We start from the raw sequence: 26,216 nt of genomic DNA on the forward strand, positions 1-26,216 counted from the left end.
CCGCTCATTCCTCGGGCACGTCCATCGGCCCCATCAGGGCCGTCAGCAGGCTGTCCTGGTGGTAGCCGAGCCACTCCACGTAGTTCTCCGCCGCGGCGATCTCGTCCGCACCGGCCTGGCCACCGGTCTCGCCGAACTCGTCCAGACGCTTCCTGATCAACTCGATCTGGCCGTTGTGGAAGGCACGGATGTCCGTCAGCGCATTGAGCCACGGCCCGGTCTGCTCGGTGTTCAGGCTCACGTTCACCGACCCGTCCGGGCCGAGCAGTTCGCTGACCAGGCGCAGGTTCGTGAGCTTGCCCTTGATGATGTCGGTCTCGTTGAACTGGCGCGACACCCCCGCCTCGCCGTCGACCTCCTCGTCACCGTCACGGAAGAACGACGGCAGCATCGCCGCGAGCACCGGGTCGTCCGGCGCGTCGGTGTGCCCCGACGGCAGGCCCGTCATCTCCGCCAGCTCGTCCTTCGGCGCCGAACGCGCCCGCCCGATCAGCAGCTCGCCGACGTTGGCGGCGCTGTTGCCGAGCATCTCACGCTCCACCGGCTCCAGCTCGGTGACGAAACGCACGCCGCGCACCAGGCTCTTCTTCTTCGTCCACGGTTTCATCGCATGCCCTCCATCGTGTGCCGCACTAACCTTCCGAGCGCTGCATCGTGGCCCACAGGCCGGCGGTCTGCAGCTTCTTCACGTCGCCCTCGACCTTGTCGCGCTCCCCGGAACTCACGATGGCCTTGCCCTCGTTGTGCACCTGCATCATCAGCTCGGTCGCCCGCTTGCGGGAGTAGCCCAACACGGTCTGGAAGACGTAGGTCACGTAACTCATCAGGTTCACCGGGTCGTCCCAGCAGATGCACTGCCAGGGGAGGTCCGCCTCGGTGAGGGTGTCGGGAAGCTGCTCTTCCACAGGGGTGACCGCCGGTGCGGCGGGAGCGGCGGGTGAAGTCATGGTGTCCAGACTACCGACTAGGATGGACGACCGTGACCGAGCACACCGATAACCCAGCCGACACAGCAGGCCGGTCGACCGCCCTGCTGACCGACATGTACGAACTGACGATGCTGCAGGCCGCGCTGCGCGACGGCACCGCGCACCGCCGGTGCAGCTTCGAGGTGTTCACCCGGCGGCTGCCGAATGAGCGTCGTTACGGTGTGGTCGCCGGCACCGCGCGTGTGCTGGAGGCCGTGCGCGACTTCCGCTTCACCGAGGAGCAGCTCGCCGGCCTGGACTTCCTCGACGACACCACCCGCGAGTACCTGCGAACCTACCGCTTCACCGGGCAGATCGACGGCTACCGCGAGGGCGAGGTCTACTTCCCGAACTCGCCGATCCTCACCGTGCGCGGCACCTTCGCCGAGACGGTCATCCTGGAGACCGTGATCCTCTCGATCCTCAACTACGACTCCGCCGTCGCCTCCGCCGCCGCGCGCATGGTCACCGCGGCGGAGGGACGTCCGATCATCGAGATGGGTTCGCGGCGCACCCACGAGCAGTCCGCGGTGAGCGCCGCGCGCGCCACCTACCTCGCCGGCTTCCACTCCACCTCCAATCTGGAGGCCGCCGCACGCTACGGGCTGCCCGCCGGCGGCACCAGCGCGCACGCGTGGACGCTGCTGCACGTCGACGAGCACGGTCGGCCGGACGAGAAGGCGGCGTTCCGCTCCCAGATCGAGGCCCAGGGCCCCGGCACCACCCTGCTGGTCGACACCTACGACATCACCCAGGGCGTGCGCAACGCCGTGGAGGTCGCCGGCACCGCCCTGGGTGCGGTGCGCATCGACTCCGGTGACCTGGGCGTGCTCGCCCGGCAGGTCCGCACCCAGCTCGACGGGCTCGGCGCCTACGACACCCGCATCGTGGTCTCCTCCGACCTCAACGAGTTCGCCATCGCCGCACTGCGCAGTGAACCGGTGGACACCTACGGGGCGGGCACCTCGGTGGTCACCGGCTCCGGGGCGCCGACCGCGGGCCTGGTGTACAAGTTGACCTCCGTCGACGGGCACCCGGTGGCCAAGCGCAGCAGCCACAAGGCCAGCCACGGCGGGGCCAAGCGGGCCCTGCGCGCCTGCCGCGACACCGGCACCGCCGTCGAGGAGGTCGTGTACCCGCTGGAGGCGGACACCCCGGATCTCGGGATCCTGCACCCGGTGGAGCTCACCGTGCCGATGGTTCGCGACGGACGTCTCGTCGACGACCTGCCCACCCTCGACGAGTCCCGTGACCACCTCGCCCGCCAGCTCGTCTCCCTGCCGTGGGAGGGGCTGGCCCTGTCGCGCGACGAGCCGGCCCTCAGCGTCCGCTTCGTCGATCTATGAGCGGACCTGTGGGTACCAAGGTGAGCACGAAGGGAACCAAGGCAGAAGAGAGGACGACCGGGTTGCTCGACCACGTCGTCGGGGAGCTCGGCGGGTCGCGTCGTGACGGGCAACGCCGGATGGCCGCGGCGGTGTCCACGGCGATCTCCTCGCAGCGTCACCTCGCCGTGCAGGCGGGCACCGGCACGGGCAAGTCCCTGGCCTACCTGGTGCCGTCGCTGGAGCACGCCGTCGGCTCGGGCGAGCGGGTGGTGGTCTCCACGGCCACGATCGCGCTGCAGCGCCAGCTCGTCGACCGTGACCTGCCGCGGGTGACCGAGGCACTGAAGGACGAGCTGGGCCGGCGTCCGTCCTTCGCGATCCTCAAGGGCCGCAACAACTACCTGTGCCTCAACCGGATCGGCGACGGCACCGCGGGTTCAGGTGCCGACGGCGCAGAAGGTACGGAAGCACTCATCGACGAGGCCGAGGTCACCGCCACCGGTTCCCAGGTCGCCCGTCTGCACGAGTGGGCCCAGGAGACCGAGGACGGCGACCGTGACACCCTGCCCCGCGGCGTGTCCGACCGCGCCTGGCGCCAGGTCAGCGTGACCAGTCGCGAATGCGTCGGCGCGACCCGCTGCCCCTTCGGCGACCAGTGCTTCGCCGAGGCCGCCAAGGAGAAGGCCGCCCAGTCCGACGTGGTCGTCACCAACCACGCCCTGCTGGCCATCGACGCCCTGTCCGAACAGTCCGTGCTGCCCAACCACGACACCGTGGTCATCGACGAGGCCCACGAGCTGGAGGGACGCATCACCTCCGTGGCCACCGAGGAACTCTCCGGTGCGGCGGTGGCGATCCTCGCCCGGCGCTGCGAGAAGGTCGGCCCGGACGACTGCGCCGCCGAACTGCTCACCGCCGGCGACACCTGGACCGCCGAGATCGAGGCGGCGGTCACCGCGCACACCGCCCCGGAAGGACGCTGGACGTCCGTGCCGATCACCCTCGTCGAACCCCTGCACGCGCTGCGCGACGCGCTGTGGAAGACGCGCAGCCGGCTGCAGGGCACCGGCGGGGCGTCCGGCTCCCCGGGCAGCGCCGTGAGCGAGGCCGACCAGGAGAAGTCCGCGGAGATCTTCTCCTGCCTCACCGCCTGCGAGGAGATGCACGACACCGTGGTGCGCATCCTCGAGGCGTCCCCCGCCGAGGGCGGGGACGGTAGCGGCGACGCAGCGTCCGAAACGTCCGAAACGTCCGAAACCTCCGACGACCTGCTCGGCGAGGACGTCGTCTGGCTCTCCGGCGACCGCAACCGGCGCAGCGTGTACGTCGCCCCGCTCAGCGTGTCCGACCTGCTGCGCGGGCGCCTCTTCGCCGACCAGACCGTGATCCTGACCTCGGCGACCCTCGCCCTCGGCGGACGCTTCACCTCGATGCTCGCGACCTGGGGACTGGCCGCCTCCGCGTGCACCACCCTCGACGTGGGCACCCCCTTCGACCCGGCGACGCACGGCATCCTCTACACCGCCCGCCACCTGCCCCCACCCGGACGCGAAGGCGCCTCACCGGAGTCCATCGACGAACTCGCCCAGCTCGTCTCCGCCGCCGGCGGCAGGACGCTGGGACTGTTCTCCTCCCGCCGCGCCGCGGAGAACGCCGCCGCCGAACTGCGCACCCTCGTGCCCCACGAGATCCTCTGCCAGGGCGACGACTCCCTCGGCGCCCTGATCAAACGCTTCCGCGACGAGCCCGAGACCTGCCTCTTCGGCACGCTGAGCCTGTGGCAGGGCGTGGACGTGCCGGGGCCCTCGCTGTCGCTGGTGGTCATCGACCGGATCCCGTTCCCTCGTCCCGACGACCCGCTGTCCCAGGCCCGCAAGGAGGCCGTGGACTCCGCCGGACGCAGCGGGTTCATGGAGATCGCCGCCACGCACTCCGCCCTGCTCATGGCGCAGGGCGCCGGACGTCTGCTGCGCGCCGTCGACGACCGGGGTGTGGTGGCCGTGCTCGACCAACGGCTGGTGACGAAGCGGTACGGCTCCTTCCTGCGCTCCTCGATGCCGCCGTTCTGGCAGACGGTGGACGGCGACACCGCGCGCGGCGCGCTGCGCCGGTTGCGCGCCTGACGGCGGGGCGCTTGTCGGCACGGGTATCAGGGGCGGGTGTGGCCGCGCGGGGGATTGTGGCGGGGGTCACCGACGGTCGCGGGTAGGATTGACCGCGACCACAAAAGACACCGGGGCGACGACTACCCCGACCATCCCGCGCAGGAGGACACGCATGCCCGTCACGAGCGACCGTCCCGACGTCACCATCCCCGACGTCGGAATCCACGAGTACCTCTACGGCGACCTGTCCCCCGAGGACGAGGACCGCATCGCCGTCGTCGACCTCGCCGGAGGCACCGAGACGTCCTACGCCACGCTGCGCAGCCACGTCGACTCGGTCGCCGGGTGGCTCTCACGCCACGGTGTCGCCAAGAACGACGTCGTCGCCCTGCACTGCCCGAACTCCGTGGAGTTCATCGTCGCCGCCCACGCCGTGTGGCGTCTCGGCGCGGTGCTGACCCCCGTGCCGCTGCTGGCCTCCCCGCCGAAGGTCGCCGAGCAGCTGCGCGACTCCCACGCCGTCATGCTGCTCACCCTCGCCGGGCTGGGCGACGGCGGTGAGGAGGCCGCCGAGCTCGCCGGGCTGCCCGGTGAGCGGCTCATCCACCTCGACACCTCACGGGGCCTCAACCAGATGCTCGCCGAGCGCAGCACTCCCCCGTCGGTGTCCTTCGACCCGTCGACCCAGCTCGCCGCTCTGCCGTACTCCTCCGGGACGACCGGGCTGCCCAAGGGCGTGCGGCTCACGCACCGCAACCTGGTGGCCAACATGGCCCAGGTCGAGGTCTCGGGCCCGGTCACCCGCGAGGACGTCGTCTTCGGTGTGCTGCCCTTCTTCCACATCTACGGGCTGACCACCCTGGCCAACCTCACGCTGCGCCTGCGCGCCCGCCTGCTCACCGTGCCGCGCTTCGAGCTCAACACCTTCCTGCGCAACCACCAGAAGCACGGGGTGACCTTCACCTTCATCGCCCCGCCGGTGGCCCTCGCTCTGGCCAAGCACCCCGAGGTCGACAACTACGACCTCTCCGCCCTGCGCGGGGTGCTCTCCGGTGCCGCGAGCCTCGACGGGGAGCTCGCCACCGCGGTGCACGACAGGCTGGGCATCGAGGTGTACCAGGGTTACGGGCTCACCGAGTCCAGCCCGGTCACCCACGTGAACCTCGGCGACGGGCTGTCCCCCGGTTCCGTGGGGCGCCCGGTGGCCAACACCGAGCACAAGCTCGTCGACCCGGACACCGGCGAGGAGATCGCGGTGCCGTCAGGGACAGACGGGACAAGCGGTGAACTCAGCGCGGCCGGTGAACTGTGGGTCCGTGGCCCGCAGATCATGGACGGCTACCTCGGGAACCCCGAGGCCACGGCCGACGCCCTGCCCGGCGACGGGTGGCTGCGTACCGGCGACCTCGCCCATCAGGGTGCCTCCGGGGAGGTGTTCATCGTCGACCGGGTCAAGGAGCTGATCAAGTACAAGGGCTACCAGGTCCCGCCGGCCGAGCTCGAGGCCCTGCTGCTCACCCACGAGGCCGTGGCCGACGCCGCGGTGGTCGGTGTGACCGACGCCGACGGCGAGGAGATCCCCAAGGCCTTCGTCGTCGCACAGGACCCGGCCGCCGCCGGTGACGAGCTCGCAGACACCCTCGTCAGCTTCGTCGCCGAGCGTGTGGAGCCCTACAAGAAGCTGCGCGCGCTGCAGTTCATCGCCGAGGTCCCGAAGTCCGCGACCGGCAAGATCCTGCGCCGTTCACTGGCCTGACGGTGCCGGGGCACCCCGGTCGAGTGCCACCACGGTGACCGACCCGGGCGCGACCTCGGTGTAGCCGGCGTCGCGCACGACGGCCGCGCTCCCGTCCGCCCCGCTCCCGTCGGACGCACCGGTGTCCTGCGTGCCGGCGCCCCGTTCCCTGCGCTCCGCCTCGGCGCGCACCACCTCGAAGCGTCCGGCGTCGACCTCGCAGACGTGCAGCGGGAACCCGTCCTGCGCCCAGCGCCACGCCCGCCCGCGGCCCATGGCCGCGGCCAGCAGCATCGAGCCGTGGGCGACCTGGGCGGCGGCCTTGCCGACCGTCATCGTCAACGAGGCGTCCACGTAGACCACCGGGTGGTCGTCGGCGTCGAGCACGCCTTCGGCGTCCTCGGGCAGGGGCAGGTCAGTGCCCTCGATCTGCAGCCGGTTGATCAACGCCGGTGTCTCGGTGACCGGGCAGGCGGGGAAGGCGCGTACCGATGCAGGACGCTGCGGGTCCCCCACGCTGGCGGTCACACCCGGCAGCGACTGGACGTCCGACCACTTCTTGTTGCGCGCCCGGCGGGCGATCTTGCGGATCCGCGCGCCGTACCAGTTCATCAACGCCTCAGCGAAGGCCGTGTCCTGCCCGGCACGCTCGTCCAGGCAGACGGAGACGCAGGCGATCGCCGCGGCCTCCAGAAGGTCACGACGCTCCGGGCGCGGCTCGTGCGGGAGGTGCAGCACCAGCGGCATCGCCTGCACCGTCGACGGGTCGGACGGGTCCTCGCCGTCGGGTCTGTCGCCGTCCTCCCCCAGCACCGTGCGCAGACGGTCGTGTGCGAGCGCGAAGGACACTCAGCCCTCCAGCGGGACGCGGTGGTAGCTGCCGTCCTCGAGGTCGGCGGCGTCGATCTCCTCGCGGTCGATGCCGAGCATGAACAGCACCTCGTCGAGGAAGGGGTGGTTCACCGTGGCGTCGGCGACCTCGCGCAGGGCGGGCTTGGCGTTGAAGGCGATGCCCAGCCCGGCGACCGAGAGCATGGCGATGTCGTTCGCGCCGTCGCCCACGGCCACGGTCTGGTGCAGGGCGATGCCGTTGGACCAGGCGAACTCCTTGAGGCTTTCGGCCTTGACCTCACGGTCGATGACCTGGCCGATGACCCGGCCGGTGAGCTTGCCGTCGATGATCTCCAGGGTGTTGGCGCGGTAGAAGTCCAGGCCGAGTTCGCGGGCCAGCGGCTCGAGGACCTGGACGAAACCGCCGGAGACCGCCCCGGTACGGAAACCGAGACGCTTGAGGGTGCGCACGGTGGTGCGTGCGCCCGGGGTGAGCTGCACCATCTTCGACACCTCGTCGATGACCGAGGCGTCCAGCCCGGCCAGCGCCTTGACCCGCTCGTGCAGCGACTCGGAGAAGTCCAGCTCCCCGCGCATGGCACGCTCGGTGACGGCGGCGACCTCCTCCTCGCGTCCGGCGTGGGCGGCGAGCATCTCGATGACCTCCTGCTGGATCAGCGTGGAGTCCACGTCGAAGCAGATCAGCCGGGGGGCGCGTCGGGTCAGGCCGGCGCGCTGGATGGCGATGTCCACGCCGGTGGCGTGCGAGACGGCGGCGAGGGCCTGGCGCAGTTCCGCACTGCCGCCCGGGGCGGGGTCGGCGGCGGTGACCTTGAGTTCCAGCCCGGTGACGGGGTAGTCGGCGATGCCGCGGATGCGGTCGATGTTGGCCCCGTGGTCGACGAGGGTCTGGCCGATGGCGGAGATGTGCTCGGCGGTGACGGGGTTACCCAGCACGATGACGGCGTGGGTGGAGCGTGCACGGCTGCCCTCGAGCTCGTCGTCGACGTCGAGGGTGACGGTCATCGCCCGGCTGGAGAGTTCGTCGGTGAGTTCCTGGCGCATGGCCTCGGTGCTGCCGGCGACGACGCCGATGTAGGCGGCGAGGTTGAGTGTGCCGCGGAAGTTCGCCTGTTCGACGTCGAGCAGTTGCACGTCGTGGTCGGCGAGGATGCGGAAGAAGTCGGCGGAGACGCCGGGGGCGTCCGGTCCGGTGACGGTGACGACGCCGGGTGAGAGCCCGGGTGCGAGGCTGACGGTCAGGTGACGGGAGGAAGTCTGCTGGTCCACGGGACTCATTCTGTCATGGTTTCCCTGACACACGAACAGCCGCACCCCGCGTAGTCGGGGTGCGGCTGTCTCTGTGGTGACTGTGGTGGCGGCGTGGTGGTGCCGCGCCTGCGGTGGGCCCTAGAAGTGGCGTCCCACGTGCGCTTCCTCGCGGGCCGTCTTCACCATGTGCGGGTAGTGCAGCTCGAAGGCCGGACGCTCCGAACGGATCTTCGGCATCGAGGTGAAGTTGTGGCGCGGCGGCGGGCAGGAGGTCGCCCACTCCAGGGAGTTGCCGTAGCCCCACGGGTCGTCGACGGTGACGATCTCACCGTAGCGCCAGGACTTGAACACGTTCCACACGAACGGCAGGACGGACAGGCCCAGGATCAGTGCACCGATGGTGGACACCTGGTTGAGCAGCGTGAAGCCGTCCTGGTCGAGGTAGTCGGCGTAACGACGCGGCATGCCCATGTTGCCCAGCCAGTGCTGCACCAGGAAGGTCATGTGGAAGCCGATGAAGGTCAACCAGAAGTGGATCTTGCCCAGACGCTCGTCGAGCATGCGGCCGGTGATCTTCGGGAACCAGAAGTAGACGCCGGCGAAGGAGCCGAAGGCGACGGTTCCGTAGAGCACGTAGTGGAAGTGCGCGACCACGAAGTAGGAGTCCGTCAGGGCGAAGTCCAGTGCCGGGGAGGCCAGCATGACACCGGTCAGACCACCGAACAGGAAGGTGGCGAAGAAGCCGATGGCGAAGATCATCGGGGTCTCGAAGGAGATCCGGCCCTTCCACATCGTGCCCAGCCAGTTGAAGAACTTCATGCCGGTCGGCACGGCGATCAGGAACGTCATGAAGCTGAAGAACGGCAGCAGCACGGCGCCGGTGACGAACATGTGGTGGGCCCACACGGCCAGCGACAGTGCGGCGATCGACAGGGTGGCGAAGATCAGGCCCACGTAGCCGAACATCGGCTTACGGGAGAAGACCGGGAAGATCTCGGAAATGATGCCGAAGAACGGCAGGGCCAGGACGTAGACCTCGGGGTGGCCGAAGAACCAGAAGAGGTGCTGCCACAGGATGGCGCCACCGTTGGCCGGGTCGTAGATGTGGCCACCGAGGATGCGGTCGTAGAGCACGCCGAGGGCCGCGGCGGTCAGCAGTGGGAAGATCAGCAGTGCCAGCAGCGAGGTCACCAGGATGTTCCAGGTGAAGATCGGCATGCGGAACATCGTCATGCCCGGTGCACGCAGGCACAGGATGGTGGTGATCATGTTGATGGCGGCGGCGATACTGCCGACACCACCGACGCCGACACCGACGACCCACAGGTGCGAGCCCACACCCGGGGAGTGGATGGCGTCCGCCAGCGGCATGTACATCGTCCAGCCGAAGTCGGCGGCACCGCCGGGGGTCAGGAACCCGGTCAGCATGATGATGCCGCCCCAGGTCGTCAGCCAGAAGCCGAGTGCGTTGAGTCGCGGGAAGGCGACGTCGGGCGCACCAATCTGCAGCGGCATGATGTAGTTGGCGAAACCCCAGACGATCGGGGTGCCGAACAGCAGCAGCATGATCGTTCCGTGCATCGTGAACAGCTGGTTGAACTGCTCGTTCGACAGGAACTGCAGGCCCGGGTGGAACAGTTCCACGCGGATCAGCAGGGCCATGAGGCCACCGATCGCGAAGAACGTGAAGGCCATGATCATGTACATGATGCCGAGCTGTTTGTGGTCAGTCGTGGTCAGCATGGTCCATGCATGACCACCCTTCTTCGACTTCCCACCCTGAGGAGCAGGCCGAGCTGGGGAGACCGGTTGGTCTTCCCTGGGCGCTACTGCGGTCATTCAATCCTCCTGACTACGCGGTGCCGTTCGTCGGGACGACACCCAGTGAATGAGCTGCACAGCGAGGACCCGGTGTCGTTGAACGTCACCCGTCACGGGGCCACCCGCACAGACTGGGGACAATACTAATCCCTCGGCCCCGGCTTTAATAGCCGGAGCCCCCCACCTGCCCCAAATGACACGATCGGGGGTGCACGAACCCCTGCACTCCCCCACCGTCCGAGGCGCCGCGCACCCGTCGGGAACCCACCCCCGCATCACCACGCCCCGTGCTCGAAACAGCCGGAAATGGTCGGAAATGGTCGCTGACAGGCCCGTGGCCGACGCGGTGCGTCCTGCTCGGAGGTCAGGACGCCGCACTGCGCCGCACTGCGCCGCACGGCGCCGCACCGCCGGAGAGCCGGCGCAGCGTCCTGCAAGACGATCCTTTCAGGACGCTATGGCGTTCCTGAGACGCAAATGCCCCGCCGTGTCCCCTCGCGGGGACGACAGGCGGGGCGGGCGAACCTGGCGCAGTTGGCCCAGAGCTCCGAGCTCAGAAATCCCAGTCGTCGTCGTTGGTGTTCTCGGCGGTGCCGATCACGTAGCTGGAACCCGAACCGGAGAAGAAGTCGTGGTTCTCGTCGCCGCCGGGGTTCAGCGAGGACAGGATCGACGGGGAGACGTTCGTCTCGTCGGCCGGGAACAGCCCCTCGTAACCGAGGTTGTTCAGCGCCTTGTTGGCGTTGTAGCGCAGGAAACGCTTCACGTCCTCGGTCCAGCCGAGGTCGTCGTAGATGTCCTCGGTGTACTGCGACTCGTTGTCGTAGAGCTCGAAGACCAGGTCGAAGGTGTGCTCCTTGAGCTCCTGGCGACGCTGCTCGGACACCTTCTCCAGCCCGCGCTGGTACTTGTAGCCGATGTAGTAGCCGTGCACCGCCTCGTCGCGGATGATCAGGCGGATCAGGTCCGCGGTGTTCGTCAGCTTCGCGTGCGAGGACCAGTACATCGGCAGGTAGAAGCCCGAGTAGAAGAGGAAGGACTCCAGCAGCGTGGAGGCGATCTTCTTCTTCAGCGGGTCGTCGCCCCGGTAGAAGTTCAGGATGATGTCGGCCTTGTCCTGGAGGTTCTTGTTCTCCTCGGACCAGCGGAAGGCGTCGTTGATCTCCGGGGTGGAGGACAAGGTCGTGAAGATCGACGAGTAGGACTTGGCGTGCACCGATTCCATGAAGGCGATGTTGGTGTACACCGCCTCCTCGTGCGGGGTGATGGCGTCCGGGATCAGGCTGGTCGCGCCCACGGTGCCCTGGATCGTGTCCAGCATCGTCAGACCGGTGAAGACACGCATGGTGGCCTGCTTCTCGGTCTCGGTGAGCGTGCCCCAGCTCTGGATGTCGTTGGACAGCGGCACCTTCTCCGGCAGCCAGAAGTTGCCCGTCAACCGGTCCCACACCTCGAGGTCCTTGTCGTCCGGGATGGTGTTCCAGTTGATGGCGGTGACCGGACCCCCCTCACTGTGGTGGACGGGCGAGTGCGGCTGCCGGGACGTGGTCATGTACCTCTCCTGAAGGGCAAGTGATGATGCGTGAAGCGCCACGCCGGACGACGCGAACGGCGGGCGCAAGTCACCGCCATCCTAGCCGTCCGCGACCGCCCCTGCTAACCCGTCCGCCGGACGCCGCCGTCGGCGGCGTCCCACGGCCGGCGCCCGACACATCGGGGCGAATTCACCCCCACTATAGGGTAATTTGACCGAGGCCACGCTAACCCTAGAAACCTCGTGATACGAGGCTCCGATTCGCCGAGGTTCGCACGAAAAGGCGTGGACCTGCAGAAACGCCCTTTACCCCTAAGCAGTGCAGGCAAGGCATAATTAGGGCAGACATGCCTTTTCACCTGCACCGATAGGCCGTTGGTTAGCCTGAACTGTCTAGAGAAAGGTTTTACCGATCAGTACCGTTACCGCCATGAGCATCAACGAGAAGTTCCAGGAAGCCGTCAACAAGCAGGTCGTCGCCGAGCACCAGGCCGCCCTCATCTACACCCAGCTGTCCTACGAGATGGACCGCCTCTCCTTCCTCGGCATGCGCGACTGGTTCCGCGCCCAGGCCGACGAGGAGCGCGAGCACGCCGCGAAGTTCGCTGAGCACCTGCTCGACCGCGACGCCCGCGTCGACCTCACCGACATCGAGCTGCCCTCCCTGAAGATCGCCACCCCGCTGGACGCCTTCGAGGCCTCCCTCGCCCACGAGCAGAAGGTCTCCGAGCTGATCCGCGACCTCGCCCGCACCGCGGACGAGACCGGCGACATCGACTCCCGCCAGCTGATCAACTTCTTCCTGGCCGAGCAGATCGAGGAGGAGTCCTCCGTCAACGACATCATCGACTGGATCAAGACCGTCGGCAACGACGGCTCCGGCCTGCTGCGCATCGACGCCAAGCTCGGTGCCCGCGACGGCGAGTAGGCACTCCCCCGCCGCACTGGCCTGCGCCGGCGTGCACCAGCACAGCTGACACGACCACCCTGGGTCGGTTCTGAACGAACAGAACCGACCAAGGGTGGTCGTTTTGCGTCTGCAGGAGGGGCGGCGCGGCTCCGGTGGGGCAAACCCCGCGTCGCGTGCCGGATCCGGTCTCCGCGTGCCGCGGAGCGGGCGGATCCGGCACGTGGCGCGGGGTCAACTCGTTCCCGACCCGGCACTCCGAGCGCCGAACCAGGCAGCCTTAGAGCATGCAGCTCACGCAGCCCTCGACCTCGGTGCCGGCCATGGCCGTCTGACGCAGGCGGATGTAGTACAGGGTCTTGATGCCCTTGCGCCACGCGTAGATCTGCGCCTTGTTGATGTCACGGGTGGTGACCGAGTCCTTGAAGAACAGCGTCAACGACAGCCCCTGGTCCACGTAGCGCGTCGCCACCGCGTAGGTGTCGATGATCTTCTCGTAGCCGATCTCGTAGGCGTCCTCGAAGTAGTCCAGGTTGTCGTTGTCCATGTGCGGCGCCGGGTAGTAGACGCGCCCGATCTTGCCCTCCTTACGGATCTCGATCTTCGAGGCGATCGGGTGGATCGACGAGGTCGAGTTGTTGATGTAGGAGATCGAGCCTGTCGGCGGCACGGCCTGCAGGTTGCGGTTGTACAGGCCGTCGGCCATCACCGCCGCCTTCAGCTCCGCCCACTCCTCAGTGGAGGGCACGTGGATCGACGACTTCTCGATGATCGCGGCGACCTTCTCCGTACGCGGCTGGAAGGCGGCCGGGTCGTAGGAGTCGAAGAACTCCCCGGAGGCGTAGTCGGAGTTGGCGAAGTTGCGGAACTTCGTCCCGCGCTCCCGCGCGATCGTGTTGGACGCCTTGAGGCACTCGTACATCACCGCGGCGAAGTACACGTTGGTGAAGTCCAGGCCCTCGTCCGAGCCGTAGTGGATGTGCTCGCGGCCCAGGAAACCGTGCAGGTTCATCTGGCCCAGCCCGATGGCGTGGGAGCCGTCGTTGCCCTCACGGATCGACGGCACCGAGTCGATGGACGTCTGGTCGGACACGGCGGTGAGCCCGCGGATCGCGGTCTCGATGGTGCGCGAGAAGTTGTCCGAGTCCACCGCTGCGGCGATGTTGAGTGAACCGAGGTTGCAGGAGATGTCCTCGCCGACCTCGGAGTAGGTCAGGTCCTCGTTGAACTCGCTGGGGGTCGAGACCTGCAGGATCTCCGAGCACAGGTTGGAGTGGGTGATGCGCCCCTCGATGGGGTTCGCCTTGTTCACCGTGTCCTCGAACATGATGTACGGGTAGCCGGACTCGAACTGGATCTCCGCCAGCGTCTGGAAGAACTGGCGCGCGTTGATCTTGCGCTTGCGGATCCGCGGGTCCTCGACCATCTCCTCGTAGTGCTCGGTCACGGAGATGTCGGCGAAGGGACGGCCGTAGATGCGCTCCACGTCGTACGGGGAGAACAGGTACATGTCGTCGTTGCGCTTGGCCAGCTCGAAGGTGATGTCCGGGATGACCACGCCCAGCGAGAGGGTCTTGATGCGGATCTTCTCGTCCGCGTTCTCCCGCTTGGTGTCCAGGAACTTCATGATGTCCGGGTGGTGGGCGTTGAGGTACACCGCGCCGGCACCCTGGCGGGCACCGAGCTGGTTGGCGTAGGAGAAGGAGTCCTCCAGCAGCTTCATCACCGGGATCACGCCGGAGCTCTGGTTCTCGATGTGCTTGATCGGCGCACCGGTCTCACGCAGGTTGCTCAGCAGCAGCGCCACACCGCCGCCGCGCTTGGACAGCTGCAGGGCGGAGTTGATGGAGCGCCCGATGGACTCCATGTTGTCCTCGATGCGCAGCAGGAAGCAGGACACCGGCTCGCCGCGCTGGGCCTTGCCGATGTTCAGGAACGTCGGGGTGGCCGGCTGGAACGTACCGGCGATGATCTCGTCGACGAGGTTGCCGGCCAGCTCGATGTCGCCGTCAGCGAGCCCGAGGGCGACCATGCACACCCGGTCCTCGTAGCGCTCCAGGTAGCGGCGTCCGTCGAAGGTCTTCAGCGTGTAGGACGTGTAGTACTTGAACGCCCCGAGGAAGGTCTTGAACCGGAACTTGTGGGAGTAGGCGCGCTTGAACAGCGCCTTGACGTCGGCGAACTCGTACTGGTCGAGCACCTCCGGGTCGTAGTACTTGTTCTCGACCAGGTACCCGATCTTCTCCTCCAGGTCGTGGAAGTAGACGGTGTTCTGGTTGACGTGCTGCAGGAAGTACTGGTTGGCGGCCTCGCGGTCCTTGTCGAACTGGATCTGGCCGTTACCGTCGTACAGGTTGAGCAGTGCGTTGAGCTGGTGGTAGTCGAGCTGGTCGGCCTGCTGGACCGGTTCAGCGACGGTTTTCCCGAGATCGGTGGTCATGGCTCTCCCCGTTGTGAAAAAAGATGGTGTCTGTGTCTATGTCTACTGGAGTCGGCGGCCTATGTCATGCGACGGCCTCCCAGCGCCCGTCATGGCGCAGCGAGTCCTCGAACTCCGCCAGCCCCTCGCGCACGCGTGTCACGTCGTCGGGGGTTCCCATGAGTTCGAAACGGTACAGGTAGGGCACGCCGCACTTCGCGGCGATCACGTCCCCGGACCGGCAGAAGTCCTTGCCGAAGTTCAGGTTCCCCGAGGCGATCACGCCGCGCAGCAGCGCGCGGTTGCCGGGGTCGTTGAGGAACCGGATGACCTGTTTGGGCACCGGACGCGAGTCGTCCCCGGTGATCGACGCTCCCCCGCCGTACGTCGGGCAGACGAGCACGAAGGGCTCGTCCACGACGAGCGGCTCGTCCGACCGGCGCAGCGGGATGCGCGCGGCGGGCAGCTCGAGCTTGTGGACGAATCGGTCGGTGTTGCGGGTGGTCGATGAAAAATAGACGATGAGCATGCTCGCTGTACCTCGTATTCTCTTTACGGACTCTACCGCTCGGCGAACCGGGCAGGGACGTACTTCAGGAAGGACGGGACGATCGCCACCGCCACGACGGTGCCGATGACGACCAGGACGCCGCCGACGAGTGTGGCGGTGCCCGCGCCGAGGACGGATCCGGCCCAGCCGTGCAGCATGTCCGCCAGGCGCGGGCCGCCGGCGACCACGATGAGGAAGACGCCCTGCAGGCGTCCGCGCATCCGGTCGTCCGCGGCCTCCTGGAGCATCGCCGAGCGCTGCACCGAGGAGAACATGTCGGCCAGGCCGCCGATGACGAAGGCGAACACCGCCACGCACGCCCACAGGCCGATGCGTCCGTCGGCGAGGTTGACGGCCACACCCATCACGATGATCGCCACGCCCCAGCACAGCACCGAGACCACGATGCCCACTCCCTGGTGGCGCAGCCTGGTCACCGCGCCGGAGAAGATCCCGCCGAGCACGGCGCCGGCGGGCACCGCCGCCCAGAGCAGCGCGTAGAACAGGCCGCCGTCCCCGGCTTCACCGAAGTCCACGGTGGAGATCTGCGGGATCAGGGCGCGCGGCATGCCGAAGATCATGGCGATCAGGTCGATGACGAAACTCATCAGCAGGATCGGCATCGCCGCGAGGTAGATGAAACCCTCGGCGATGCTGCGGAAGCCCGGCGTCCTGCGCCGCGAGGCGTCCTTCCCTGCGCTGCCTGCGCCTCCTGCGCCGCTCAGGTCCGGCGGCAGCGCCGGAAGCTTGAGCACGGCCCACAGTGTGGCCGCCAGGCAGAAGGCGTCCACCAGGTAGAGCAGCGAGTAGCCGGTCACCGGGATCAGCAGCCCACCGAGGATGGGGCCGAGGATGGCGCCGGCCTGCTGCACCGTCATGTTCAGCGACACGGCCGGGGCCACCGCACCCTCCGGGACGATGCGGGCGGTGATCGCGGTGCGGGTCGGCTGGTTGACGGCGAAGAACGCCTGCTGCAGCGCGAAGATCGACAGCAGCAGCCACACGTTGTCCAGCCCGGCGGCGGCCTGCGCCCAGAAGGCCACCGCGGTGGCGATCAGGCCGACGGTGGTGATGATCAGCAGGCGCCGACGGTCCATCATGTCCGCCAGCGCGCCGCCGTACAGGCCGAAGACGATCAGCGGGACCAGACCGAAGGCACCGGCCAGGCCCACGAAACCCGAGCTCCCCGTGATCGAGTAGATCTGCGCGGGAACCACGACCACGGTCAGCTGGGAGCCGATGACGGTGACGATGTTGGCCGTCCACAACCGCCGGAAGTGCGGCGACTGCAGCGGAGTGGTGTCGGCCAGAACCGACCGCAGGGCCGTCCTGCCCGGACGGCGTTCAGAGCGCGAAGCCATGGAAAAACACCACTTCAAGGGGTTCGAGGGGTCAAACGTGACAAAAAGGAGGGAGGACGCTGCGTGCTGCAGCGCCCTCCCGGTGGTGTTCGCGTCCCCCTCGCGGGGGACGGTCTCAGGCCGCTGCGACGTCCAGGGACTTGATGCGGTCCGGACGGAAGCCGGACCAGTGGGCGTCCTCCGTGACGACGACCGGGGCCTGGAGGTGACCGAGGGCCATCAAGTAGTCGCGGGCCTCGTCGTCGAGGCTGATGTCGACCATCTCGTAGTCAAGTCCGGCCTTGTCGAGGGCCCTCTTGGTGGCGGTGCACTGGACGCAGGCGGGCTTGGTGTAGACGGTGATCATCGAGGCGCTCCTGTGAAGAATGACGGCGAAATGCGTGGGGTGGGACGTGCCCGGCGGTGCGTGTTCCCCGGGTGCCCGGAGCGGTGCCCCTGCCGGGCTGATGACGACGACACTACACCGGGATCGGAGCGGGACACAACCCGTTTTTCCACGAGATATTGGGGTAATCACATCATTCGAACACAAGATATAGTAGTTACAAGATGCGTATTCGCAGGTGGCGCGAGAGGGTCGACACTAGATGTTGGGCCGAAAAATCATTGATGTAATTCCACGGAAGGTAACTGCCTCCGGAACTCCCCCGTGCGACCCCGGACGCGAAAGAACCCCTCCGGTGCACGCCCCGGCGAGGGGGCGGCACTGGAGGGGTTCGTCCGAAAAACGGAAGACCGCTGGATCAGCCCTGGCGAGCCTTGAAACGCGGGTCCTTCTTGTTGATCACGAAGACCTTGCCGTGGCGGCGGACAACCTGGGCGCCCGGCTTGTTCTTCAGCGACCGAAGGGACTTACGGACCTTCATCGGGCGCTCCTTTCTCGTCGTGCGCCCCGGGCTGCTCACACAGAACCTCGGCGCGGTGTTGATCGTGATTGATCGGAATTGATCAGACTCCCCGGAACGCCAGAAAGCGTCCGGAAGAGCGACGTACGAGCCCGGCGAAATCCCGGGTCGCGACACAGCACGACAGTTTAGCCGGACACGGTGCCCTGACCAAACCGCCACCGTTGGCGGTGCCTACCGGGCTCAGAACACGAACTGCTGGAGGATCAGTGCGGTGAATCCGAGGTACCACACGACGACGACCGCCAGCGGCATGAACAGAGCCGACGCACCACGCGGCGCCGTCCCCCCGGCGGCCTCGGTCCGCGAGTGCGCGATCCGCACCACCGTGGACACGAACAGCGGCAGGACGACCGCCCACACGACCATGCAGTAGGGGCACAGGGCCTCGATCTCGTAGACCGCCTCGTAGGCGAGCCAGTGCACGAAGACCACGGCGAGCGCCAGTCCGAGGAGGAAGCCGTACCAGAACCAGGCGCGGAAGCGGGCGCCGGCGAAGAGCGCCACACCGATGCACAGCACGACGGCGAATCCGACGAGACCGATGAAGGGGTTCGGGAAGCCGAAGGCGGAGGCCTGGTTCGAGTTCATCACGTCCGTGCACGAGACGACGTCGTTCAGGGTGCACGCCGGGGTGAAGCTCGCGTCCTGCATGAGCTTGATCTTGTCGAAGAGGATCAGGCCCGACATGAACAGGCCGATGACGCCGAAGACGACGAGCCCGAACGCGTACGGTGCAGACCCTCCCCAGAGGCCCGCCTGGCGACCGTCCGGCCGCTCGCCCGCCCGTTCCTCAACCGCTGTAGTCACTGGATCTCCCGTCGTGTGCCGGAGCGGACCCGCTGCCCGCCGTCGATGTACTGCAATTCTCGCACACCGGCCCATCCCGCCCCAACGTCTGAAATGCGTCTTTCGCCACACTCACCTGCTGGTTTGCGTGCTCGGAGAGCCCTGGGGTACATTATGTCTCGTCCGCAGCGAGGAACACTTCTTCTTCCGCTCAGCGTACGGGGCTATGGCGCAGCTGGTAGCGCACCACACTGGCAGTGTGGGGGTCAGGGGTTCGAGTCCCCTTAGCTCCACCACGGTCCGCCCCCTGTTCTCCCCGGAGAACAGGGGGCGGACTTTTTCGTGCGCGGTCTTCCGCTGTGGTGCCGGGCACCCGATCCAGCGGATGTTCCCCGCCGTCCCCTGCCTCCGGCGCCCGGCGCAATCAATGCAATTCGGTCCGGTCACTGGCAGTGACCGGACCGAATTGCAGTGTTTAGGCCGTCCTCGGGGACGAACTGTTCCGAACTGCCCCGACCTACGCGGACCTACGCGGACCTACTCGGAGTCAGCGGACTCCGACTCCGTCGCCGCGTCCGACTCCTCGGAACCGGAGTTGCCGGCGATGACGTCCGGGACCCAGTTCTTCATCTTCTCCGGATCCTCCGGGTCCCGCTCGATCGCGTAGGACTCGCCGTCGACGTAGAGGGCAGGCGTGGCAGCCTGGCCGTCCATCCGCTCGTTGAGCTCCTCCGAGTTCGCGTCCAGCAGGGGCTTGTACGTGTCCACGACGGACTCGTCACGGATCGACTCGACGACGGAGTCCTCGACACCGAGCTGCTCGGCGGCGTCCGCCAGCTCATCGAAGCCCCAGTCACGTGCGACGGTGGTCTGGTCCTCGAAAGCCTTCTCGTGGAAGGCCCAGAATGCGCCGGCGTTGCCGGTGTCCGCGATTGCCATGGCGACGGCTCCGGTCCGGGTGGACGCCGGGTCGCTGCCGCTGACGAAGTTCACGGTGTGGAGATCGACGTTGAGGTCCCCGTCCTCCAGTGCGGCCTTCATCGAGTCGCCGTCGACGTCGACCAGCTCGGCACAGTAGTGGCAGCTGTAGTCCTCGAACACCTCCGCCGTGGAAGCGTCGTTGTCGTCGCCAGAGCGGAGCTGGACCACACCGTCCTCCACCGACACGGAGAAGGACACGTCTGCCGCGCTGAGGTCCACGTCGGCGCTCTTCCGGCCGTTGAAGACCATGAAACCGATGAACAGCACGCAGATCACCACGAGCGCCACGATCGCCCAGAGGAAGCTCCGGTTCTTGTCGTTGGGCGCCTTGATCTTCTGACTCACAAACCTCAACCTTTCACGGTGTTCTCTCTCCTCGCCCCGACGTTTTCGCAGGACGTGACCGCGTCCACCCTATCTGTCGTCCGCGCCGCTAATCCAGACGGGACCGCCGGGGGTGTCGGCATTCCCAGCAAACTGGCAACCAGGGCTCCCGCACTGACAGTGCACGCACAGCAGACCCCCCTCCACCCCCACGCAGAAAAACTTCCCTGTTCATTACCTGGCGGAAACACGGGCGGGTTATCTTTCTCTCATGCAAACAACCGACATGCAGCTGGCCTCGGGCTTCGAGGACGGCCTCGACACCGCCGCGTCCTTCGTCTGGGGCCCGTGGCTCCTGATCCCTCTCCTGTTCGCCACCGGCTTCATCCTGACGATCAGGTTGCGCGGGGTCCAGTTCCGCAAACTGTTCCCCGCACTGCGCCTCGGGCTCATCGACCGTGAGGACGAGGGCGCCAAGGGAGACATCACCCAGTACCAGGCGCTGACCACGGCGCTGGCCGCCACGGTCGGCGTCGGCAACATCGTCGGTGTGGCCACCGCCATCTCGATCGGTGGCCCCGGCGCGCTGTTCTGGATGTGGATCACCGGCCTGCTCGGCATGGCGTCGAAGTACTCCGAGGCGTTCCTCGGGGTGCGTTTCCGCGTGACCGACGGCAAGGGCAACATGTCCGGCGGCCCCCAGCGTTACCTGGAGCGCGGCATCAAGGGCCCGGTCGGCAAGTTCCTGGCCTGGTTCTTCGCCATCGCCGCGGTCGTCGCCTCCTTCGGCATCGGCAACATGACCCAGGCCAACGCGGTGTCGGAGAACCTGGAGAACTCCTTCGGCGTCGACCCGACGATCACCGCCATCGTCCTGTTCATCCTCATCGGCGCGGTCCTGCTCGGCGGCATCAAGGCCATCGGCCAGGTCACCGCCGGCTTCGTCCCGCTGATGATCGCCGTCTACATCATCGGTGGCCTGGCGGTACTCACCATCAACGCCGCGGCCATCCCCGAGGCCATCGGCCTGATCTTCTCGGACGCCTTCTCCGGCACCGCGGCCGTCGGTGGATTCGTGGGCTCCGGCATCCTGCTGGCACTGCAGATGGGTGCCGCCCGCGGCATCTTCTCCAACGAGTCCGGCATGGGCTCGGCCGCGATCGCCGCCGCCGCGGCGAAGACCACCCACCCGGTCCGTCAGGGCCTTGTCTCCATGACGCAGACCTTCATCGACACCATCGTGGTCGTGTCCTTCACAGGTCTGGTGATCATCTCCAGCGGCGTGTGGGACCAAGGCGAGGACCGGGCCGGGACGATGACGAGTGACGCCTTCGCCGAGGCCCTGCCGGGCCACTGGGGCGGTTACATCGTGACGATCTCGATCGTGTTCTTCGCCTTCTCCACGATCCTGGGCTGGTCGTACTACGGCGAGCGCAGCGCGCAGCGCATCTTCGGTGACTACGCCACGGTCCCCTACCGCATCGTCTTCACCTGCGTGGTCGTCGTCGGCGCCACGATGGAGCTCAACATGGCCTGGACGTTCTCCGACCTGGCCAACGGGCTGATGGCCCTGCCGAACCTCGTCGGCCTGCTGATCCTGTCCGGACTCGTCGCCCGGGAGACCAAGGCCTACCTGGACTTCGACCCGAAGCTCAAGGCGTCGACCGCCGAGGTGGAGAACTTCCTGGTCGAGCAGAAGTCCCCCTGGCGCTGATCAGGCCCCAGAAAAGGCCCCGGCTCAGGCGCAGCTGACCTCGAGTTCCAGCTCGGCGACGTCGCCGGCGTCCGGGTGGTCGTCGTCGACCTCGAGCTCGCCGCGGACCCGGTAGGTGTCACCGTCGACCTCGACGGTGGCCTCCGCCTCCCGGGCGTCCGTGGACTCCCACTCCTTGCCCTCCATCTCCACGCCGAGACCGTCGACGCGCGGAGTGTCCCTCGTGTCGAGGTCGACCTCCACGTGGCTCGTCGCGTCGGCGTTGCGCAGGTCGATCTCGAACTCGTCCGCGCCGTCCTGCCGGCACTGCACGTCGCTGAAGTCGGACGCCATGTCCGTCCCGTCGAAGACGAGGCTGGCCACGCTGCCACCGCCTGCAGAGCCACTCCCCGAGCCGCTCCCCGGCTCACTCGTCCCGCTCGCGTCGGCGCCCGCCCCCGCGTCGGACGTCTCGGTCACCGTGACGGTCGCGTCGCCGCCCGTGGCGTCCCCACCACTGTCGCTGTCGTTGTCGTCGCCGCAGGCGGCGAGCGCGCCGACCATGCAGGTTCCCAGGGCGAGGGCCACCACGCGGCGGCGGGTGTCGCTGATGTTCACGGCCGTTCCTTTCCTCGGTAAATGTTTCCTCCCCGATCGTAACCGTAACGCCGCGGCCACGGCCGGACACTGTTACCCTCGCAGGTGTTGATTCACCGTCCAAAAGGAGAACCGTCCATGACCGCAGGCCTCAACGTCCCGCTGACCCCGCTGCGCTTCCTCGACCGCAGCGCCACGATCCACCCGGACCGCACGGCCTGCGTCGACGGTCCGCGTCGCGTCACCTTCGCCGGGATGCGGGAGGACGCGCTGCGTCTCGCCCGCGCGCTGCAGCGCCGCGGCCTGCGGCCCGGGGGACGCGTCGGCATGTTGGCGTCCAACAGCTACGAGGCGCTGCTCGCGCAGTTCGCCGTCCCCCTCGCCGGCGGCGTCCTCGTGCCGATCAACACGCGCCTGGCGCCGGCGGAGGTGCGCTACATCTGCGACCACGCCGGCATCGGCACCCTGTTCGGCGAGCAGGAGCTGATCCTCGCCTGCCGGCGCACCCTCGGCAGCGCCGGGCTCGTGGACACCTTCGTGCTCATCCAGGACGCCGACGGCACCCAGCCCACCCCGAAGTTCCCCGACTCCGGGGTCGTCACCACCTTCGACGAGTACCTCGCCGAGGGCGCTGAGGGCGCCGAGCTCCCCTTCACCGTCGGGGACGAGGACGCCGCCATCGCCATCAACTACACCTCCGGCACCACCGGACGCCCCAAGGGCGTGGTCTACACGCACCGCGGCGCCTACCTCGCCGCGCTGGGCATGGTGATGACGCACAACTACACCCGCGACTCGGTCTACCTGTGGACCCTGCCGATGTTCCACTGCTCCGGATGGTGCACCGGCTGGGCGGCGATGGCGGCCTGCGCCACCCAGGTGGCGTTGCGTGCGGTGCGCGGCCCCGAGGTGTGGCGACTGATCGACGAGGAAGGCGTGACCGGGCTGTGCGGGGCACCGGCGGTGCTGGCCACCATCGTCTCCGCCGAGGAGGCGCACCAGGTCACCGACCTGTCGGTGGCGACCGCGGGCGCGCCGCCGAGCCCCACGGTGATCGGCGCGTGCGAGGACCTCGGCATCGACGTGATCCACGTCTACGGTCTCACCGAGACCTACGGCCCCACGGTCACCTGCGCCCCGCAGCCGGACTGGGCCACGCTGTCGACGGCCGAGCGTGCCCGCCTGAAGTCACGGCAGGGCCTGGCGATGGTCACCAGTGAGGAGGTCCGCGTCGTCGAGCAGATCGGGAAGGACGCACCGCCGGACGTGACGCTGGTGGACGTGCCGTCCGACGGGGAGACGATGGGCGAGGTCGTGATGCGCGGCAACATCGTGATGCGCGAGTACTTCCACAACCCCGACGCCACCGAGGAGGCGTTCCGCGGCGGCTGGTTCCACTCCGGTGACCTGGCGGTCAAGCACCCCGACGGGTACATCCAGGTCCTCGACCGGGCGAAGGACGTGGTCATCTCCGGCGGCGAGAACATCTCCACCATCGAGGTGGAGCAGGCGGTGATCAGCCACCCGTCGGTGGCGGACGTCTCGGTGATCGGTGTGCCGGACGACCGGTGGGGTGAGGCGCTGCGCGCCTACGTCGTCCTCGTCCCCGGCGTGGAGCAGGACGCGGCGCTGGAGTCGTCCGTCATCGACCACTGCCGCGGCCTCATCGCCGGCTACAAGGTCCCGCGCGACTACCGCGTCATCGACGAGCTGCCACGGACGTCGACGGGCAAGGTGCGGAAGAACATGCTGCGCGAGCAGGCCGACTGAGCAGGCCGACTGAGCTGGCCGGTTCAGTCGAGCGTGCGGTCGCGTCCGACCCGCCACCCCACCGCGACGAGCAGGACGTCGGCGACGATGAGCACCACCAGCGCCGGCGTCCAGGAGCCGCTCACGTCGTGCAGGGCGCCGACCGCGACCGGGCCGGCCGCTGCCAGCAGGTACCCCACCGACTGCGCCATCCCCGACAGCGAGGCGGCCTGCCCGTGGTCCCGGGTGCGCAGCCCGAAGAACGACAGCGCGAGCACGATGCTCGACCCACAGCCCACACCGGCGAGACACACCCACAGCACCATCACCGACGGCGCCAGCAGCATGCCCGTCACCGCGGCGAGCATGGTCAGCGGAACCACGACCCCGAGCACGCGCTGGTCGGCCGTCCTCGCGATCAACGCCGAGCAGCCGAGACTGCCGACGATGCCGAAGACGTGCAGCAGGAACTGGTGGACGCCGGCCGCGGTGTCCCCCACCCCGGCGTCGACCTCGATGGCCGGCAGCCAGGTGACGAGCACGTAGTAGCTGGTCGACTGCAGGCCCATGAACACAGTGACCTGCCAGGCCAGACGTTGGCGCCACACCGACCGTGCCGCCCGCGCCACGGGCGCCACCGGCGCCACGGCATCGCCGGACAGCTCGACGTGGCGGGACGCGGCGGCCGCCGCGTCCTGCCGTGGGGCGTGGCCCCCGACACGCAGGCGTGGCAGCAGCACGCCGATCGTCACCAGCGCCAGACCCGCCCACATCCCCAGCGGCAGACGCCAGCCCAGGGAGGTCAGTCCGGCGACGGGCACCGCGACCCCGGCCGCCACCGCAGCGAAACCCGACTGCATCGCCGAGTACGCCCCGGTGACCTGTCCGATACGCCCCGGGACGTCGCGTTTGACCAGGGCGGGCAGCACCACGTTGAGGGCTGCGATCGACACCCCGATCATCACCGTGCCCGCCCACAGCAGCATCTGCGGCGGGGTCGAGCGCACCAGCAGGCCGACTGCGAGCAGGACGAGTCCGGAGACGATCACCCGCTCCAGACCCCACCGCGTCGCCAGCCGCGGGATCAGGGGCGAGACCACCGCGAAGCACAGCAACGGGAGACTCACCAGCACCGACGCCGCCGACGCAGACAGGCCCAGGTCCCCCTCCACCGAGGAGAGCACCGGGCCGACGGTCGTGATCGCGGCGCGCAGGTTTGACGCGACGAGCAGGATGCCCGCCACGATCAGCCCCATGGGCAGGGTGTTGCCCCTACTCACCGTGTCGTGATGTGCCACCGGTGATGTCAGAAGTTACTGGTCAGGAACCCGTAGACCGGGTTCACCCCACCGTTGCCGCCGTAGCTGGAGACGTGCGCGTACTGGCCGGGGGCCAGGCCGAAGGGAACCTCGGCGACCACGCTGCGGTTGTCGACGCCGCGGATGTCCGAGCTACCGGTCAGCGTCTGGTCGAGCGCGGTCATCTGGGTGACGGCCTCGGCGCGCTCACGGGTGTTCTCGGTGCGCTCGTCGGAGTTGCAGATGTAGTCGGCGGCAGCACACACGTCCATCACGCGGTCGGCGACCTCACCGTAACCGCCCGGCAGGGCGCCGAACACGCCGGCACCGCCGCGGGCGCTACCGCCCTCGACCGAGTCCGCACCACGGTTCGGGCTGGAGATCACCGCGGCGGAACCGAACTTGTCGGCGTCGATGGGGCCGCGCCCGTGGCCGATCTCGGCGGCCACGCGGGACGCCACGTCCGCTCCCAGGGAGTAGCCGACGAGGCTGATCTGGGAGGACGGGCATTCCGCCGCGGTCCGGGAGATGAGCTGGTTGGTGCGGGTGATGCCCTGCGACTGGATCTTGCTGTATGCCGTGGAGACGAACGGCAGGGCGTCGTAGGAGACGGTGCGGGTGGTGGACTTCCCGAAGTTCTCGAGCATCGCGCCGAGGTCCGAGGTGTAGGCCCCGACCGGCAGGTTCTCCGGCAGAGCCGTGGAGGACTGGCCGCCACCGGGCACGATGACCACGATGTTCGGCTCGCACCGCGGGATCGCAGGGGTGGCGACGATGCCGGCGGAGAAGCCCACGGCCGAGGCCATCGGCGCTCCGACGACGGCGACCGCGACGGTGGCTGCGGCGGCGGTGAGCATCGAACGAAGAGCGGGACGGTTGCGGCGGTGACGGGTGGACAGACGCACGTGGACTCCTGAGGCATGGACGACGGAGGTGGAGAGCTAAACAATCACCTGTGATGAAACGACGAAGAGGATTATAAGCATACTTTGGACCCCGAGTCACCGTGATGGTCGCCGAGGCTGTTTCGGTGGTGGTCACCGTCGCGA

The 26,216-nt window shown here is 68.0% G+C and carries 22 protein-coding genes and 1 tRNA gene; 7 read left to right on the forward strand and 16 right to left on the reverse strand.

The genetic code is table 11. The features are described 5' to 3' along the window. Positions 1-4: 4 nt before the first annotated feature. Both ACT3TD_RS03160 and clpS read right to left on the reverse strand, forming a co-directional pair. Positions 5-607, reverse strand: a complete 603-nt coding sequence (locus ACT3TD_RS03160) for a DUF2017 domain-containing protein (RefSeq protein ID WP_301442464.1) — start codon at positions 605-607, stop codon at positions 5-7. A 25-nt stretch (positions 608-632) separates the two neighbouring features. Next, positions 633-947 carry an ATP-dependent Clp protease adapter ClpS gene (clpS, locus tag ACT3TD_RS03165; protein WP_301442465.1) on the reverse strand — a complete coding sequence of 105 codons (315 nt, stop codon included), beginning with the start codon at positions 945-947 and terminating at the stop codon, positions 633-635. A 32-nt stretch (positions 948-979) separates the two neighbouring features. Between clpS and ACT3TD_RS03170 the strand changes: the two genes are divergently transcribed. The 3 genes from ACT3TD_RS03170 (at position 980) to ACT3TD_RS03180 (ending at position 6,157) form a co-directional block, all read left to right on the forward strand. Further along, positions 980-2,314: a nicotinate phosphoribosyltransferase gene (locus ACT3TD_RS03170; protein WP_444614804.1), complete on the forward strand. Its 1,335-nt coding sequence runs from the start codon at positions 980-982 to the stop codon at positions 2,312-2,314. Continuing rightward, positions 2,311-4,419 carry an ATP-dependent DNA helicase gene (locus ACT3TD_RS03175; protein ID WP_441579740.1) on the forward strand — a complete coding sequence of 703 codons (2,109 nt, stop codon included), beginning with the start codon at positions 2,311-2,313 and terminating at the stop codon, positions 4,417-4,419. The genes ACT3TD_RS03170 and ACT3TD_RS03175 overlap by 4 nt, the downstream gene beginning before the upstream one ends. 154 nt (positions 4,420-4,573) lie before the next feature. Continuing rightward, positions 4,574-6,157, forward strand: coding sequence for an AMP-binding protein (locus tag ACT3TD_RS03180; RefSeq protein WP_441579739.1), 1,584 nt, complete (start codon positions 4,574-4,576; stop codon positions 6,155-6,157). Here the strand turns inward: ACT3TD_RS03180 and ACT3TD_RS03185 are convergent. From ACT3TD_RS03185 to nrdF, 4 genes are all read right to left on the reverse strand, one after another. Further along, on the reverse strand, positions 6,146-6,985 hold the full coding sequence (locus ACT3TD_RS03185; protein WP_441579738.1) for an aminoacyl-tRNA hydrolase: 840 nt from the start codon (positions 6,983-6,985) through the stop codon (positions 6,146-6,148). The two genes, ACT3TD_RS03180 and ACT3TD_RS03185, sit on opposite strands and share 12 nt — an antisense overlap. After that, positions 6,986-8,266: a phosphoserine phosphatase SerB gene (gene serB, locus ACT3TD_RS03190; protein ID WP_301442469.1), complete on the reverse strand. Its 1,281-nt coding sequence runs from the start codon at positions 8,264-8,266 to the stop codon at positions 6,986-6,988. It abuts the gene before it with no gap. A gap of 111 nt (positions 8,267-8,377) precedes the next feature. Continuing rightward, a complete protein-coding gene (ctaD, locus tag ACT3TD_RS03195; RefSeq protein ID WP_444614803.1) occupies positions 8,378-10,078 on the reverse strand; it encodes an aa3-type cytochrome oxidase subunit I in 1,701 nt (566 codons plus the stop codon). Positions 10,079-10,613: 535 nt separating this feature from the next. Then, positions 10,614-11,612: a class 1b ribonucleoside-diphosphate reductase subunit beta gene (gene nrdF, locus ACT3TD_RS03200; RefSeq protein WP_301442501.1), complete on the reverse strand. Its 999-nt coding sequence runs from the start codon at positions 11,610-11,612 to the stop codon at positions 10,614-10,616. 412 nt (positions 11,613-12,024) lie between these two features. On the opposite strand from nrdF, the gene ACT3TD_RS03205 reads away from it, so the two are divergent. Next, positions 12,025-12,522: a ferritin gene (locus ACT3TD_RS03205; protein WP_301442502.1), complete on the forward strand. Its 498-nt coding sequence runs from the start codon at positions 12,025-12,027 to the stop codon at positions 12,520-12,522. A gap of 259 nt (positions 12,523-12,781) precedes the next feature. Here the strand turns inward: ACT3TD_RS03205 and nrdE are convergent, their stop codons facing one another. From nrdE to ACT3TD_RS03235, 6 genes are all read right to left on the reverse strand, one after another. Next, on the reverse strand, positions 12,782-14,941 hold the full coding sequence (gene nrdE, locus ACT3TD_RS03210; RefSeq protein ID WP_301442503.1) for a class 1b ribonucleoside-diphosphate reductase subunit alpha: 2,160 nt from the start codon (positions 14,939-14,941) through the stop codon (positions 12,782-12,784). 64 nt (positions 14,942-15,005) lie between these two features. Next, the gene (gene nrdI / locus ACT3TD_RS03215; protein ID WP_301442504.1) at positions 15,006-15,449 is read right to left on the reverse strand and encodes a class Ib ribonucleoside-diphosphate reductase assembly flavoprotein NrdI; all 444 of its coding nucleotides are present in this window, start codon (positions 15,447-15,449) and stop codon (positions 15,006-15,008) included. A 32-nt stretch (positions 15,450-15,481) separates the two neighbouring features. Continuing rightward, on the reverse strand, positions 15,482-16,831 hold the full coding sequence (locus tag ACT3TD_RS03220) for an MFS transporter (RefSeq protein WP_301442505.1): 1,350 nt from the start codon (positions 16,829-16,831) through the stop codon (positions 15,482-15,484). A gap of 115 nt (positions 16,832-16,946) precedes the next feature. Continuing rightward, on the reverse strand, positions 16,947-17,177 hold the full coding sequence (gene nrdH / locus ACT3TD_RS03225) for a glutaredoxin-like protein NrdH (protein WP_444637966.1): 231 nt from the start codon (positions 17,175-17,177) through the stop codon (positions 16,947-16,949). 397 nt (positions 17,178-17,574) lie between these two features. Next, on the reverse strand, positions 17,575-17,697 hold the full coding sequence (gene ykgO / locus ACT3TD_RS03230) for a type B 50S ribosomal protein L36 (protein WP_012732041.1): 123 nt from the start codon (positions 17,695-17,697) through the stop codon (positions 17,575-17,577). Between the two features lie 222 nt (positions 17,698-17,919). Then, on the reverse strand, positions 17,920-18,546 hold the full coding sequence (locus ACT3TD_RS03235) for a vitamin K epoxide reductase family protein (protein WP_301442507.1): 627 nt from the start codon (positions 18,544-18,546) through the stop codon (positions 17,920-17,922). 199 nt (positions 18,547-18,745) lie between these two features. Here ACT3TD_RS03235 and ACT3TD_RS03240 point away from each other — a divergent pair. Next, a tRNA-Ala gene (locus ACT3TD_RS03240) sits at positions 18,746-18,821 on the forward strand. A gap of 241 nt (positions 18,822-19,062) precedes the next feature. Here the strand turns inward: ACT3TD_RS03240 and ACT3TD_RS03245 are convergent. Then, on the reverse strand, positions 19,063-19,851 hold the full coding sequence (locus ACT3TD_RS03245; protein WP_444637967.1) for a DsbA family protein: 789 nt from the start codon (positions 19,849-19,851) through the stop codon (positions 19,063-19,065). A 265-nt stretch (positions 19,852-20,116) separates the two neighbouring features. On the opposite strand from ACT3TD_RS03245, the gene ACT3TD_RS03250 reads away from it, so the two are divergent. Then, positions 20,117-21,544, forward strand: a complete 1,428-nt coding sequence (locus tag ACT3TD_RS03250) for an alanine/glycine:cation symporter family protein (RefSeq protein WP_441579469.1) — start codon at positions 20,117-20,119, stop codon at positions 21,542-21,544. Between the two features lie 24 nt (positions 21,545-21,568). On the opposite strand, the gene ACT3TD_RS03255 is transcribed toward ACT3TD_RS03250, so the two are convergent. Beyond that, the gene (locus tag ACT3TD_RS03255) at positions 21,569-22,141 is read right to left on the reverse strand and encodes a lipoprotein LpqH (protein ID WP_301442509.1); all 573 of its coding nucleotides are present in this window, start codon (positions 22,139-22,141) and stop codon (positions 21,569-21,571) included. Between the two features lie 117 nt (positions 22,142-22,258). On the opposite strand from ACT3TD_RS03255, the gene ACT3TD_RS03260 reads away from it, so the two are divergent. Beyond that, complete coding sequence (locus ACT3TD_RS03260; RefSeq protein WP_301442510.1) at positions 22,259-23,890, forward strand: AMP-binding protein; 1,632 nt, start codon at positions 22,259-22,261, stop codon at positions 23,888-23,890. Between the two features lie 23 nt (positions 23,891-23,913). Here ACT3TD_RS03260 and ACT3TD_RS03265 read toward each other — a convergent pair whose 3' ends face one another. Together ACT3TD_RS03265 and ACT3TD_RS03270 are read right to left on the reverse strand one after the other, a co-directional pair. Continuing rightward, positions 23,914-25,149, reverse strand: coding sequence for a CynX/NimT family MFS transporter (locus ACT3TD_RS03265; RefSeq protein ID WP_441579467.1), 1,236 nt, complete (start codon positions 25,147-25,149; stop codon positions 23,914-23,916). A 26-nt stretch (positions 25,150-25,175) separates the two neighbouring features. Next, positions 25,176-26,072 (reverse strand): cutinase family protein, encoded by an 897-nt coding sequence (locus tag ACT3TD_RS03270; RefSeq protein ID WP_301442512.1) that lies wholly within the window; start codon positions 26,070-26,072, stop codon positions 25,176-25,178. Positions 26,073-26,216 lie beyond the last annotated feature (144 nt).

Source organism: Corynebacterium sp. AOP36-E1-14 (assembly GCF_052377495.1).
GTDB lineage: Bacteria > Actinomycetota > Actinomycetes > Mycobacteriales > Mycobacteriaceae > Corynebacterium.

Coding starts and splice junctions, on each gene's coding strand:
- ACT3TD_RS03180 (WP_441579739.1), top strand. CDS start 4,574: ATGCCCGTCACGAGCGACCGTCCCGACGTCACCATCCCCGACGTCGGA.
- nrdF (WP_301442501.1), bottom strand. CDS start 11,612: ATGACCACGTCCCGGCAGCCGCACTCGCCCGTCCACCACAGTGAGGGG.
- ACT3TD_RS03250 (WP_441579469.1), top strand. CDS start 20,117: ATGCAGCTGGCCTCGGGCTTCGAGGACGGCCTCGACACCGCCGCGTCC.
- ACT3TD_RS03260 (WP_301442510.1), top strand. CDS start 22,259: ATGACCGCAGGCCTCAACGTCCCGCTGACCCCGCTGCGCTTCCTCGAC.
- nrdH (WP_444637966.1), bottom strand. CDS start 17,177: ATGATCACCGTCTACACCAAGCCCGCCTGCGTCCAGTGCACCGCCACC.
- clpS (WP_301442465.1), bottom strand. CDS start 947: ATGACTTCACCCGCCGCTCCCGCCGCACCGGCGGTCACCCCTGTGGAA.
- ykgO (WP_012732041.1), bottom strand. CDS start 17,697: ATGAAGGTCCGTAAGTCCCTTCGGTCGCTGAAGAACAAGCCGGGCGCC.
- ACT3TD_RS03175 (WP_441579740.1), top strand. CDS start 2,311: ATGAGCGGACCTGTGGGTACCAAGGTGAGCACGAAGGGAACCAAGGCA.
- ACT3TD_RS03160 (WP_301442464.1), bottom strand. CDS start 607: ATGAAACCGTGGACGAAGAAGAAGAGCCTGGTGCGCGGCGTGCGTTTC.
- ctaD (WP_444614803.1), bottom strand. CDS start 10,078: ATGACCGCAGTAGCGCCCAGGGAAGACCAACCGGTCTCCCCAGCTCGG.
- nrdE (WP_301442503.1), bottom strand. CDS start 14,941: ATGACCACCGATCTCGGGAAAACCGTCGCTGAACCGGTCCAGCAGGCC.
- ACT3TD_RS03205 (WP_301442502.1), top strand. CDS start 12,025: ATGAGCATCAACGAGAAGTTCCAGGAAGCCGTCAACAAGCAGGTCGTC.
- serB (WP_301442469.1), bottom strand. CDS start 8,266: ATGAGTCCCGTGGACCAGCAGACTTCCTCCCGTCACCTGACCGTCAGC.
- ACT3TD_RS03220 (WP_301442505.1), bottom strand. CDS start 16,831: ATGGCTTCGCGCTCTGAACGCCGTCCGGGCAGGACGGCCCTGCGGTCG.
- nrdI (WP_301442504.1), bottom strand. CDS start 15,449: ATGCTCATCGTCTATTTTTCATCGACCACCCGCAACACCGACCGATTC.